The 13,310-nt window shown below is 36.3% G+C and carries 13 protein-coding genes; 10 read left to right on the top strand and 3 right to left on the bottom strand.

Annotated features, from left to right (window positions below):
- Together FCR2A7T_RS13615 and FCR2A7T_RS13610 are read right to left on the bottom strand one after the other, a co-directional pair.
- Nucleotides 1-2,424: a YfhO family protein gene (locus FCR2A7T_RS13615; protein WP_023571882.1), complete on the bottom strand. Its 2,424-nt coding sequence runs from the start codon at nucleotides 2,422-2,424 to the stop codon at nucleotides 1-3.
- 100 nt (nucleotides 2,425-2,524) lie between these two features.
- Nucleotides 2,525-2,794, bottom strand: a complete 270-nt coding sequence (locus FCR2A7T_RS13610) for a DUF4834 family protein (protein WP_023571881.1) — start codon at nucleotides 2,792-2,794, stop codon at nucleotides 2,525-2,527.
- A gap of 119 nt (nucleotides 2,795-2,913) precedes the next feature.
- On the opposite strand from FCR2A7T_RS13610, the gene FCR2A7T_RS13605 reads away from it, so the two are divergent.
- Both FCR2A7T_RS13605 and FCR2A7T_RS13600 read left to right on the top strand, forming a co-directional pair.
- Nucleotides 2,914-3,864, top strand: coding sequence for a transporter (locus tag FCR2A7T_RS13605; RefSeq protein WP_023571880.1), 951 nt, complete (start codon nucleotides 2,914-2,916; stop codon nucleotides 3,862-3,864).
- A gap of 1 nt (nucleotide 3,865) precedes the next feature.
- Nucleotides 3,866-4,984 (top strand): hypothetical protein, encoded by a 1,119-nt coding sequence (locus FCR2A7T_RS13600; protein ID WP_023571879.1) that lies wholly within the window; start codon nucleotides 3,866-3,868, stop codon nucleotides 4,982-4,984.
- A gap of 294 nt (nucleotides 4,985-5,278) precedes the next feature.
- Here FCR2A7T_RS13600 and FCR2A7T_RS13595 read toward each other — a convergent pair whose 3' ends face one another.
- Nucleotides 5,279-6,538, bottom strand: a complete 1,260-nt coding sequence (locus tag FCR2A7T_RS13595) for an aminotransferase class I/II-fold pyridoxal phosphate-dependent enzyme (RefSeq protein ID WP_023571877.1) — start codon at nucleotides 6,536-6,538, stop codon at nucleotides 5,279-5,281.
- A gap of 443 nt (nucleotides 6,539-6,981) precedes the next feature.
- Between FCR2A7T_RS13595 and FCR2A7T_RS13590 the strand changes: the two genes are divergently transcribed.
- From FCR2A7T_RS13590 to FCR2A7T_RS13555, 8 genes are read left to right on the top strand one after another with little or no spacing between them, the layout of a single operon-like run.
- Nucleotides 6,982-7,575: a TetR/AcrR family transcriptional regulator gene (locus FCR2A7T_RS13590; RefSeq protein ID WP_023571876.1), complete on the top strand. Its 594-nt coding sequence runs from the start codon at nucleotides 6,982-6,984 to the stop codon at nucleotides 7,573-7,575.
- Entirely contained in the window at nucleotides 7,575-8,828 is a 1,254-nt protein-coding gene (locus FCR2A7T_RS13585) for a TolC family protein (RefSeq protein WP_035118695.1), read from the top strand. Before FCR2A7T_RS13590 ends, FCR2A7T_RS13585 begins: the two co-directional genes overlap by 1 nt.
- Before the next feature lie 10 nt (nucleotides 8,829-8,838).
- Nucleotides 8,839-9,714 (top strand): HlyD family secretion protein, encoded by an 876-nt coding sequence (locus FCR2A7T_RS13580; RefSeq protein WP_023571874.1) that lies wholly within the window; start codon nucleotides 8,839-8,841, stop codon nucleotides 9,712-9,714.
- Nucleotides 9,715-9,738: 24 nt separating this feature from the next.
- Nucleotides 9,739-10,203, top strand: a complete 465-nt coding sequence (locus tag FCR2A7T_RS13575) for a hypothetical protein (protein WP_051369568.1) — start codon at nucleotides 9,739-9,741, stop codon at nucleotides 10,201-10,203.
- On the top strand, nucleotides 10,200-10,487 hold the full coding sequence (locus tag FCR2A7T_RS13570; protein WP_023571873.1) for a hypothetical protein: 288 nt from the start codon (nucleotides 10,200-10,202) through the stop codon (nucleotides 10,485-10,487). Before FCR2A7T_RS13575 ends, FCR2A7T_RS13570 begins: the two co-directional genes overlap by 4 nt.
- Before the next feature lie 31 nt (nucleotides 10,488-10,518).
- Nucleotides 10,519-11,415: an ABC transporter ATP-binding protein gene (locus FCR2A7T_RS13565; RefSeq protein ID WP_023571872.1), complete on the top strand. Its 897-nt coding sequence runs from the start codon at nucleotides 10,519-10,521 to the stop codon at nucleotides 11,413-11,415.
- Between the two features lie 12 nt (nucleotides 11,416-11,427).
- Complete coding sequence (locus FCR2A7T_RS13560; protein WP_023571871.1) at nucleotides 11,428-12,168, top strand: ABC transporter ATP-binding protein; 741 nt, start codon at nucleotides 11,428-11,430, stop codon at nucleotides 12,166-12,168.
- A gap of 31 nt (nucleotides 12,169-12,199) precedes the next feature.
- Nucleotides 12,200-13,303, top strand: a complete 1,104-nt coding sequence (locus FCR2A7T_RS13555; protein WP_023571870.1) for an ABC transporter permease — start codon at nucleotides 12,200-12,202, stop codon at nucleotides 13,301-13,303.
- Nucleotides 13,304-13,310: the final 7 nt, after the last annotated feature.

Here is a 13,310-nt window from a genome sequence, read left to right as displayed (position 1 = left end):
CTATTCTTGTTTTTTTCTGAATTCCATAAAAATACCAACCCCCAGTAACGCTAACATTCCAATAAAACTGAACAATGAAATCATGCTTCCGGTTTTCACGACCTGTGGTTCGAATTTGAATTCAATGGTATGTTTTCCGGCAGGAACATTTATGGCACGCAATACGTAATCGGCACAGAAAATGTCCGTTTCCTTACCGTCTATTGTTGCAATCCATCCTTTCGGATAATAAATTTCGGAGAAAACTGCAACGCCGGCATTTCTGTTATTGGAAGTGTATTTGATATAATTCGGTTTGTAAACGTCTAATTTAATCGTCGCTGTGCTGTCTTTCGCAAAAGAAGTTCCTTTAACCGCTTTCCCGAAATCAATCTGATTTACAATTGCCGTTTTCTTGGTATCCAGTTTATCCAAGGCTTTCATTTCTGCATCGGCCGAATTGACCATTTTTATTTCGCTTACAAACCAAGCGTTGCCGTTTGCATTTGGATTCTGCATTGGAACATCTTGTCTTTGCTCGTCTTTCTGAATGATGTATTTTACATTCAGCATGTTCAGTACGTTGATGTTGTTTTTTTCAATCTGATAATCATACAACTGCTCGATGCGTCTTGGACGAACGGCGCTGTAACCAGATAACGATTTATGGAAATAAGACGTTCTTGCCTGTAATCTACCTTCAACTTCATAAACGCGGTAATGTGTCGTATCCTGTAAAATATGTTCATCGGCAGGTGTCGGTTCGAACGGAATATCCGCTTGACGGGCAGAAATAAAACTGTCGTTGTTTACATAATTCTTATCAATAAAAAACAAATCACCAACCATTAAAACCCCAATAATAATGATAGTAGTTAATTCAGATAATTTGTTTTTAGTGAACATCCAAAGAGCGCCGGCGGCCAATAAAATCAGAATCCCGGTACGCATCAAATCAGCAGAATACATCGCTTGACGTTGTTCTTTCAATGCCTGTACGAATGGTCCGCCCATTTCGCCGTAAGCCTGTAAATACATACTGTCGCTACCACCGGTAAAACTGAACATTCCTTTGAAAAGAAAAAGCAACACAACAAGACCTAACGTAGTTGCCGCTGTCATCCATAAGGCTTTAAAACGGGCTTTTTCCTCTTCCTTAAAGAAAGCCTGTAATCCTAAAATAGCCATTACCGGAATACACAATTCCAACACCACCTGTATTGAGGAAACGGCACGGAATTTATCGTACATCGGTACAAAATCAATAAAGAAATCCGTCAGCGCCGGAAAGTTTTTTCCCCAGGAAAGCAGCAAAGACAAAATTGCACCGCCCAAAAAGGCGTACTTTATTTTTCGTTTATCGACAAACATGCCCAAAACAAACAGGAAGAAAACAATTGCCCCGATATACGCCGGAGCCGCCACTATAGGCTGATCGCCCCAATAGGTTGGTACCGAAGACGCAAACTCTTTCGCTTCCGTTGGCGCAGCACCCTGACTTAAAACAAAATCATACATTGGCGAATTTTCTCCCACGTTTTCATTATTCGAACCACCGAATAAACGAGGGGAAATTAAATTCAAGCTTTCTGCAATCCCATAACTGTATTCCGTTATATAATCATACGGCATTGAAGATGTTGTATTGTTTTTAGAGCCATCCGGATTGAACGTCAATTCGCTTTTTCCACGCATACTGAAATCAGCATACTCGGAAGTCGCCATTAAATTCGTCGCATTCGCACCAATCGCCAAAACAGCGGCTAACGCAAATACTCCAGAGGTGATTCCAATACTTTTATAATCTTTATTTCGGATGTATTGAATGATAAAATAAATACCGATAATCAATAGCAAAAACAACAGATAATAAGTCATCTGAAAGTGGTTCGCATTGATTTCAAACGCTACAGCAATCATGGTTAGCAATCCACCCGCTATGTATCGCTTCTGATACACCATAATTACACCTGCCACAACCATTGGCATATAGGCAATGGCGTGCGCTTTGGCATTGTGTCCGACACCCAAAATAACTATCATATAGGTAGAAAAACCAAAAGCGAGCGCTCCGAAAAAGGCTTTCAGATTATCGACTTTTAACGCTTTGAGTAAGATGAAAAAACCAACAAAATAAAGGAAAAGATAATCGGCAGGACGCGGTAAAAAGCGAATCAGATTATCGAGTTGTTTGATGTAATTATGCGGATAATTGGCTCCCAACTGATAGGTTGGCATTCCACCGAAAGCACTATTCGTCCAATAAGGTTCATCTCCAGTTTCTTTTCTGAAGTCATTTTGTTCCTTCGCCATTCCGGTATATTGTGCAATATCGCTCTGGTAGATTTTTTTACCCTGCATTACCGGATAAAAATAAAGTAAGGATATAACCGTAAAGCCGATTACAACTAACAAATAAGGATAAATCTTGTTCAGGTTTTTCATATAACTGCTTCAATTAGCTTAAAAATCAGGCTAAAATAGCAATAAAAACCCTTTAAAAAAAGAAAACGAATAACTCGGCTGTTATTCGTTTTAAGTAAAGTTATTCAATTTCTTCAAAATCAATGTACTCGCCTACTTTCTTCTTCTCCTGAGGCTTTTCGAAATTGGAAGATGGCTGTTGATTTTGCTGTTGCTGTTGTTGCTGATTTCTATAGTGTTGCTGTTGTTGTTGGAAATTCTCTTCAGCTTTTTTTACTACTTGCTGTAAAAAATACGGTGCCAACAAACGCATAACGAATTTTAATGCATAATAAATAAAAAGAATCCAAACTAAAGCTTTTATTAAACCTGTAAATGATGCTGTTTCCATCTTAAATCTAAATTTTGTCAAATTTAAGCAAAGCTACATTTAAAAATAAAAACTGTTTCTTAAAATAATAATAAATTAACTATTTTTGGAAGGCATAATTTAATCGAAACACAAACAACATGCTTCAGATAAAAACAAAACTACTTGGTTTTTTATTGCTAACCACAGGAATCACCTTTGCGCAGTATACCGATGAAATCAACTCCAACCGTCCCGGAAAATCATTCGGTGCGTATTCCATCGGAAAAAAGGTTATTCAGGCGGAATCCGGTATTTTTTATACCAAAGAAAAGCATCGCCTTTTGGAGTCGGAAGCCAAAGGTTTCGGATTGGATCTTGCGCTGCGTTACGGTGCACTTTTGGAACAATTGGAATTCATTGCAGAAATGCAATACCAAACCGACACCTATTCTTCGCCATATTTAGACGAAAAACGAAACGGGTTCAAACAGCTGACCGTTGGTGCAAAATATTTGTTTTACGATCCGTGGAAAAACTATAAAGAAAAAGTAAACGTTTACAGCTGGAAAGCCAATAAAAAATTCAAATGGCGTAAATTGTTACCTGCAGTAGGTGCTTATGCCGGGGCAAATTTCAATATTGGCGACAATCCGTATACGTTCCCGACAGATCCTAAAGTGAGTCCGAAATTAATGTTGGTTTTACAAAATCACTTCGGATCAAGAACGGTACTGACCACAAATATTATCGCTGATAAATTTACAACCGACTATCCTACATACGGATACATATTAACACTAAGCCGAGGAATCGACGAACATTGGTCGATGTTTATTGAAAATCAGGGGTATAAAAGCGATTGGTATGCCGACAGTATTTTACGTGGCGGAGCGGCTTATCTGTTAAAAAAGAACATGCAGATTGATGCTTCCATCGGAACCAATATCAAAACCACACCTTCTATTTTCGGAGGTGCAATCGGATTTTCCTGGCGCTTTGACAAATCTTACAAGCCTGTTGAAATTCAGAGCGAAAAAGAAGTAAAAGGAGCTTCCAAAGGAAAAAAAGCCGAAATGGAAAAGAAAAAACGTTCAGACGAAGTACAATAATATGATTACCGTAAAAGAAGTAAGCTCTAAAAAGGAACTCAAAGAATTCGTATTGTTCTCCTTTGAACTTTTTAAGAACAATCCATATTGGATTCCACCGATTATTGCTGACGAACTCGAATCTTTTGACAAAGAAAAGAATCCTGCGTTCGCATCAGCTGAAGCGCATTTTTATCTCGCCTACAAAAACGATAAAATTGTCGGTAAAATCGCCGTGATTATCAATTGGGATGAAGTAAACCAATTGGGTAAAAAGAAAGTGCGATTTGGCTGGTTTGATGTTATCGACGATATCGAAGTGACTAAAGCGTTACTTGAAAAAGCATTCGAACTGGGCAGAAAACACCATATGGATCATATAGAAGGTCCGATGGGTTTTTCTAATTTAGACAAAGTTGGTGTGCTTACGGAAGGTTTTGATCAATTGGGAACCATGATTTCCTGGTACAGTCCGCCCTACTACAAAGAACATTTCGAGCAACTGGGAATGGTTACGGAAAAAGAATACATTGAAAGTTATTTTTCAATGGCAGCCGTAAATCCGGCACCTTTTCAACGCGCCAGTAAAATGGTGAAAGACCGCTACGGGTTGAAAGTTTTAAATTTTACAAAAACGGCCGACATCATGCCTTATGTGGATCAGATGTTCGATTTATTTAACGAAACGTATGCCCGATTGCAATCGTTTGTGGCTATAAATGAAGAAACCAAAAGTTATTTCAAAAAGAAATACATCAACTTTATGAATCCGGAGTATATTAAATTCATTATGGACAGTAATGATAACATGATCGGATTTACCATAGTGATGCCTTCATTCGAGAGAGCACTGCAAAAAGCGAAAGGGAAACTGTTCCCTTTTGGATTCATTCATCTGTTACAGGCCAAAAAAAATGCAAAAGAAGTGGTTTTTTACCTGATCGGCGTACATCCGGACTACCAGAATAAGGGCGTGACCGCAATTATATTTGACGAATATTACAAGGTTTTTGAAGAAAAGAAAATTGAGAAATTCATCCGTACACCGGAATTGGTAGAAAATCTGGCAATGCAAAATCTCTGGAAAAATTTTGATCCGACCATTCACAAAAGAAGAAAAACCTATCGAAAAAACATCTGATTCTAAATCAGAATGCCGATAAGGCAATAATTACCAATATCGCATAGAGTACCATCAGGACAATTTCGAGACGTTCGTTTTTTTGCAGTGGTTTCATAGACATCATTTTAAATAAAAATACAATCAAAACCCGATGTCTTCCGGATAACTTTCTGAAAAGCGGTTTTTAGTTTATGAAACCCTTATTTCCGTTTACGAACAGTCTTAAAACTTTATTTATTTCCGATAATTTAAAATTAAAAAGCCATCTGAAAACAGATGGCTTTTTAATTTATTTTGAATTTCGCTTTTTAATTAAGAAACGTCAACTGTGGTTTCTTCAGCAATTTTCTTGTAAGTTCCGTTAACCAATTTCTCACGAATTGCTTCGAAAGCGGTTAACGTTTCGTTGATATCTTCTAAAGTATGCGATGCTGTTGGAATCATACGCAACAAGATAATCCCTTTTGGAATTACCGGATACACCACAATAGAAAGGAAAATACCGTAATTTTCACGAAGATCATTTACCATTACCATGGCTTCCGGAATTGAACCTTCCAAATACACCGGCGTGATACAGGTATTGGTATCCCCAATGTTGAATCCTTTTTCTTTTAATCCGTTTTGTAACGCATTTACGTTTTCCCAAAGTTTATCTTTGATTTCAGAAGAATTACGCAACAACTCCAAACGTTTCAAAGAACCGATGGTCTGAATCATTGGCAACGCTTTAGCAAACATTTGCGAACGTAAATTGTATTTTAAATAATCGATAATGTCTTTATCTGCCGCTACGAAAGCTCCGATATTCGCCATTGATTTTGCGAAGGTTGAGAAATAAACATCGATTCCGTCCTGACAACCTTGCTCTTCTCCTGCTCCTGCACCTGTTTTACCAAGTGTTCCGAAACCGTGTGCATCGTCCACCAACAAACGGAAGTTGTATTTTTCCTTCATGGCAACGATTTCTTTCAGTTTTCCTTGCTGACCGCGCATTCCAAAAACACCTTCTGTAATGAATAAGATTCCGCCACCCGTTTCTAAAGCCATTTTGGTTGCACGCTGAAGATTTTTCTCCATGCTTTCCAAATCGTTATGCTTGTAGGTAAAACGTTTTCCCATGTGCAAACGAACACCATCAATGATACAAGCATGAGAATCTACGTCATAAACGATAATATCATTTTTAGTTACCAAAGCATCGATAATGGAAACCATTCCCTGATAACCGAAGTTTAACAAATAAGCTGCTTCTTTCATTACGAAAGCCGCCAATTCGTTCTCCAGTTGCTCATGGTATTTGGTGTGGCCTGACATCATTCTGGCACCCATAGGATAAGCTGCTCCGAATTGTGCTGCCGCATCTGTATCTGCCTTACGAACTTCCGGATGATTAGCCAAACCTAAGTAGTCATTCAAACTCCAGTTCAAAATATCTTTTCCGTGAAACTGCATTCTCGGTCCTAACTCTCCTTCCAATTTTGGAAACACATAGTAACCTTCTGCCTGTGAGGCCCATTTTCCTAACGGACCTTTATTGTTTTGTATTCTTTCAAATAAATCTTTAACCATAATTCAAAAGTGTATATTTCTGATTTTTAATCGCTCCAAAAGTAACCATTTCTATTTTCCTATCATAATAATTTTAAAAATAGATACCAACACATTTTATTTTAATTTTTTCATAGAATTTATTAGGTAATACAAAAGATTGTCTTACATTTGTACCCGAACGCACAGCAATGTGGTTACACGTTCAACCAAAAAGTCGGGGGCTCCACCTCGGCTTTTTATTTTTTATACAATTAGCAAAATTTTAAAAAATTCAACATCCTTCATTCTTCTTTGCTGATTCATTTTATTTCATAAGTACATTCTGATTACATTAACCGACAATTCTCTCTGAAACACTCACGATAGAGGGTTAATTTAGTGTTAAAAAAATCTAAAAAATAAGATTCAATACTATTATTTGTATTTTTGTTAACCAAATGGTTAAACCTAAAAGTTAACACATGACAACCGAAGAAAAAATATTCGAAGCAGCCTTTAATGTATTTCAAAAAAAAGGCTTTACAGGAGCCAGAATGCAGGAAATAGCCGATGAAGCAGAAATAAACAAAGCCATGCTACATTACTTTTTCAGAAGCAAAGAAAAATTGTTTGAAGCAGTTTTCATGAATGCTTTTGGAAAATTAGCCCCACAAATCAATGGAATATTCAACTCGGACGAAGCTTTATTTGAAAAAATTAAGAAGTTCACGGACAGTTATATTTCATTTGTCATGGAGTATCCTTTTTTGCCCCAATTCATCATTCAGGAAATGAATAACAATCCTGAATTTGTGGCTAAATTTCTAAAAGATGAAAAACGACCGGATCCTACGAAATTACTCAAGCAAATTGAAAGCGAAATTGAATTGGGCATTATTAAACCAATTTCACCTAAGCAATTGCTCTTGGATATTTTTGCTATGACTGCTTTTCCTTTTGCCGCACAAAACCTAGTGAAAGGAATTATTAATATTTCTAATGACGAATTCTTTCAATTAATGAAAGAACGAAAAATCCACATCTCGGAACAAATTATCAACGCAATTAAAAAGTGATGAAAAAAATTTTTCAAATACTCTTACTCTTGACAGCTCCAACTATTTGGGCTCAGGAAAAACTAACGCTCGAAAAATGCTATGAGTTGGTAGAAAAGAACTATCCATTGGCAAAACAAAACCGTTTGTTACAAAACCAATCGGAATTACATTCAGAAATTTTATCAAAAGACAGATTACCAAAAGTAGCATTAAACGCACAGGCTACTTACCAATCGGAAGTCACTCAAGTACCCTTTTCAATGCCTAACACGACTATCGATCCTCTGAATAAAGACCAATACAGAGCCACCATTGATGTTAACCAATTGATTTACAATGGCGGGATCATCAAAGCGCAAACCCAACTCAAAGCATCGCAAATAAAAGCCCAACAAAAACTTGTAGATATTAATTTGTACCAATTAAAAAACTTCGTCAATCAGTATTATTTTGGACTCTTATTAGGTCAAGAAAAAGAAGAATTATTATTGACGAAACGAAAGTTACTTCAAGAAAAAAGTAAAGAAATACAAGTAGCCGTAAAATTTGGAGCGGTTTTACCAGCATCGGAACAAGTGATAGAGGCCGAAATCATCAAAATCAACCAACAAGTAAATGATGTGAAATACGACCAACTCAAACTTTGGCAGCACTTAGAAGAACTTTCAGCAACTGCATTTAATACGAACGCAAAGTTGGCAATTCCAGAAAATTTCTCTTCCATAAACGAAGTTAATCGTCCAGAATTAGACCTATTTGAATTACAAAAACAACAAATCGAAACGTCACAAAAAGTAATCGCTACCAACAATGCACCAAAACTAAACGCTTTTTTACAAGGTGGCTACGGAAATCCCGCCTTGAACATGTTAAATAATTCATTTGAAGCCTTTTACATGACGGGAATAAAATTGAATTGGACCTTATTCGATTGGAACAAAACAAAAAAAGAAAAAGAAGTACTGGAAATTTCAAAACAAATCGTTGCTTCTGAAAAGGAAACCTTTGAAGTAAATCAAAAACGGAATTTGCAAGAAATCAATTTTGAAATCGGAAAAATTGAAACCCAACTAAAATCGGATAAAGAAATTATCCAATTACGAGAAAAAATTGTTCGTTCGGCTGAAGCGCAAATGAAAAACGGAGTAATCACTTCTTCTGATTATTTAAACGAAGTTACCCAACTTTTCGAATCAAAAATAACCGAAAAAACACATCAGATTCAATTGCAATTAGCCAAAGCGAATCACCAAATTATAAAAGGAATTTAAAGCATATACCATGAAAAAAATAGGAATTCTACTTACGGCAATTACAATAATAAGTTGCAATAAAAACAACCAAAAAGCCGATGCTTATGGCAATTTTGAAGCTACAGAAATCATCGTTTCTTCCGAATCTAATGGAAAAATTGAGTTTTTAAATGTAGAAGAAGGTGCCCAACTTAAAAAAGGATCGCTTGTGGGTTTGATTGATACGTTGCAAATACATTATAACCGAGAACAGCTTAAAGCTTCCATTGAAACGGTTCAATCCAAATCGGCTTCGGTGTTGTCGCAAATAAATGTTTTAAACGAACAACTGAAAACCGCTAAAATCGAACAAAACAGAATCCAAAATATGTTTGCCGAAAATGCCGCAACCAAAAGACAAATTGACGAAATTGACGGAAAAGTAAAAGTCATCGAAAAACAAATCAGCAGTGTACAAACACAAAATGCACCAATTTTAAACGAAATAAAAGCAATTAAAGTCCAAATTGAAAAATTAGACGACCAAATAAAGAAATCAAAAATCAATAATCCAGTCCATGGAACCGTTTTAACGAAATACGCAGAACCTTCTGAAATCACAGCTTTTGGCAAACCTTTATACAAAATCGCCAATTTAAGCGAAATGGAATTACGCGTCTATGTGACCGAAACCCAATTGGCACAAATCAAAATCGGACAAAAAGTTATCGTAGCCATTGATGCGGAAAACAATACAAAAAAATACGAAGGAAATATCATTTGGATTAGCGCTCAAGCCGAATTCACGCCAAAAGTTATCCAAACCAAAGAAGAAAGAGCTAATTTGGTGTATGCAGTAAAAGTAGCCGTTAAAAATGACGGAAGTTTAAAAACAGGAATGCCAGCAGAAGTTTGGCTAAAATAATAATAAATAAATACCTCTAAAATCATGAAAAATTCAAATGTAAAAATGATGCTTTTTAGCACAATTGCAGTGTTAACACTTTCTTGCAACTCCGGCGCAAAAGAAACAGAAAAAAGTAGCGTAACTCCAACCGAAACAACCACCGAAACAGAACACCATCACGACGAACACGAAGCAATCGTCTTAAACAATGGTGAAAAATGGAAAGTCGATGACAACATGATGGAGCACATTCGCAATATGGAGAAAGATGTTATTGCCTTTGCTGGTAATTCAGATAAAAATTATGCGCAATTGGCAACAAATTTAAAAACCAATCTTGATTTACTAACCTCAAACTGCACCATGAAAGGGCAAGCGCACGACGAATTACACAAATGGTTAGTACCATACATTGAGTTAGTGGATAATTTAGAAAAAGAATCTTCAGAAGCTCAATTCAAAGCAATACAAGATTCTTTTACAACCTTTAATCAGTATTTCCAATGAATTTAACCGACTTACATTCAGGTGACAAACCGGTTCAAACACAAGTGTTGTTTGAACCTACAGATTTCAAAGTTATTGCTTTACAAATTGCAAAAAACGAGCAGTTGAAAGAGCACGTTACCAACGTTCCAGCACTTTTGGTATGCGTTTCTGGAGAGGCCATATTTAGCTTTGAAAACGGTGAAAAAAGCCATTTAAAATCAGGTGATTTCATCAAAATTCCAGTCGATGTAAAACATTGGATAGATGCCCAAGAACTAAGCAATTTTCTATTAATTAAATAGACTCTTCACTAATCACTTTTCACCTTACCCCATGAGTATTTCCGTTAAAAATATTTCTAAAAAATATAAGACCGTTCAGGCACTACAAAACATCACGTTTGAAGTACAGGAAGGCGAACTTTTTGGCCTAATTGGACCTGATGGTGCGGGAAAAACTACGCTATTTCGTTTGTTGACAACATTATTGCTTCCAAATGAAGGTAGTGCAACGGTTGCGAATTATGACGTGTTAAAGCAGGTAAAAGAAATACGGAATTCGGTGGGTTATATGCCAGGGAAGTTCTCATTGTATCAAGATTTAACCATTGCGGAAAACTTAGCTTTTTTTGCCACAATATTCGGAACAACCATTGAAGAAAATTACGATTTGATAGAAGATATTTATGTCCAAATCGAACCGTTTAAAAACCGAAGAACCGGGGCGTTATCAGGTGGAATGAAACAAAAGTTAGCCTTGTGTTGCGCTTTAATCCACAAACCAAAAGTTTTATTTTTAGACGAACCCACAACCGGTGTTGACCCTGTTTCCAGAAAAGAATTTTGGGAAATGCTAAAACGCTTGAAACAAAAAGGCATTACCATTTTAGTTTCCACACCCTACATGGATGAAGCCAGTTTGTGCGATAGAATTGCACTTATTCAAAAAGGAAAAATCCTTAAAATCGATTCTCCCGATGCCATTGTGAAAGCGTATGAAAGAACAATCTACGAAGTTGCAACCAATCAAATGCACCAATTGATTTTGGATTTAAAAGAGTTTCCTTCGCAGTACAGTGTGTATGCTTTTGGCGAATTCATGCATTACATCGACAAGAACGATACTTTTGAAACCGAAACCTTACGAGCCTATTTGCACAAAAAAGGACATCAAAACATAAGCATTCGAAAAGCAACCGCAACTATTGAGGATGTTTTCATGGATTTATAAAATGAAAAGCAAATGGAAAGTGTACAAGAGAAAATCATTATCGTAGAAAATTTAACTAAACAATTTGGCGACTTCACTGCCGTAAAAGGCATTAGTTTTCATGTGAATAAAGGCGAAATATTTGGCTTTTTAGGAGCCAACGGTGCCGGAAAAACGACAGCAATGAAAATGTTGATTGGGATTTCCAATCCAACTGATGGCACAGCTAATGTCGCAGGTTTTGATGTGCATACACAAAGCGAAGAGGTCAAACGAAATATCGGTTACATGAGTCAAAAATTCTCCATGTATGATGATTTAACGGTGCAGGAAAACATTACTTTTTTTGGCGGTATTTACGGTTTATCGCGAAAACAAATTAAAACAAAAACAGAAGAGCTGATCGCGGAATTACAGCTAGGCAACATTACTAAAACTAAAGTAGGCGATTTACCTTTAGGCTGGAAACAAAAATTAGCCTTTTCTGTAGCCTTATTACACGAACCTAAAATTGTTTTTCTAGATGAACCCACTGGCGGTGTCGATCCAATAACGCGAAGACAATTCTGGGAATTAATTTATGCTGAATCCAATAAAGGCACAACAATTTTTGTCACCACGCACTACATGGATGAAGCCGAATATTGCAATCGGGTATCAATAATGGTGGACGGTGTCATTGAAGCATTGGACACCCCAAAAAAATTAAAAGAGCAATTTCAGGTCAATTCTATGAACGAAGTCTTCTTGAAACTAGCCCGAAATATCGAGTAACAATAACCTGAAACTTGAAACAAAAAAATAAATGAAACGATTCATAGGTTTTATTAAAAAGGAATTTTATCATATTTTTCGTGATAAACGCTCGTTGTTTATCCTTTTTGGCATGCCTGTTGCCCAAATTCTGTTGTTCGGATTCGCTATTACTAATGAAATCAACAATGTTGACATCGCGGTTTTGGATTATGCCAAAGACGTTGAATCGCAAAAAATAATCCAAAAGATAAAAGCCTCACCTTACTTTCATGTAGAAAATGAAATTTTAAACGAAAAAGTCATTGAAGGAGAGTTTAAAAAAGGAAAAATAAAAGCGGTTCTGTTATTTGAAAAAGATTTTGCCAAAAAATTACAAACCGAAAAAAAAGCTACGGTTCAAGTCATTACCGATGCCACCGAACCCAATGTAGCCAGCACCATTGCCAATTATACACAATCGATTATCCAAAATTATCAAAACCAAAAAAGTACGGTTCAAAAAAGTAATGGAGTTATCATACAAAGTCGCATGTTATACAATCCGGAATTAAAAAGTGTTTTCAATTTTGTTCCTGGAGTCATGACTGTAATTTTAATGTTGGTTTCCGCGATGATGACGTCTATTTCCATCACAAGAGAAAAAGAATTGGGTACCATGGAAATCTTATTGGTTTCACCTCTAAAACCGTTTCAGGTGATTTTAGGCAAGGTGTTTCCTTATGTTTTTCTGTCGATTATCAATGCAATAGTGATTGTTTCCATGGGATATTTCATCTTTGGAATGCCCATTAACGGTAGTATTTTCCTGTTAGCCTTCGAAAGTATTTTATTCATTATCACAGCATTGTCATTGGGTATTTTAATTTCAACGATTTCCAATACACAACAAACCGCCATGATGATCTCGTTGATGGGATTAATGCTTCCAGTGATTATTCTTTCAGGGTTTATCTTTCCAATCGCTTCTATGCCGTTGCCTATGCAAGTTATCAGTAACATCATTCCTGCCAAATGGTTTATCATCATTGTAAAATCCATTATGCTAAAAGGCGTAGGATTAGAATATATTTTTAAAGAAACCTTAATTCTAATAGGAATGACCTTACTTTTCATTGGATTGAGCATCAAAAATTACAAAACCCGTTTGGAATAAATTATAC

This window comes from Flavobacterium cauense R2A-7 (genome assembly GCF_000498475.1).
Lineage (GTDB): Bacteria > Bacteroidota > Bacteroidia > Flavobacteriales > Flavobacteriaceae > Flavobacterium > Flavobacterium cauense.
The sequence above is the reverse complement of the archived record's forward strand: the minus strand, read 5'-3'. Positions and strand labels throughout refer to the sequence as shown.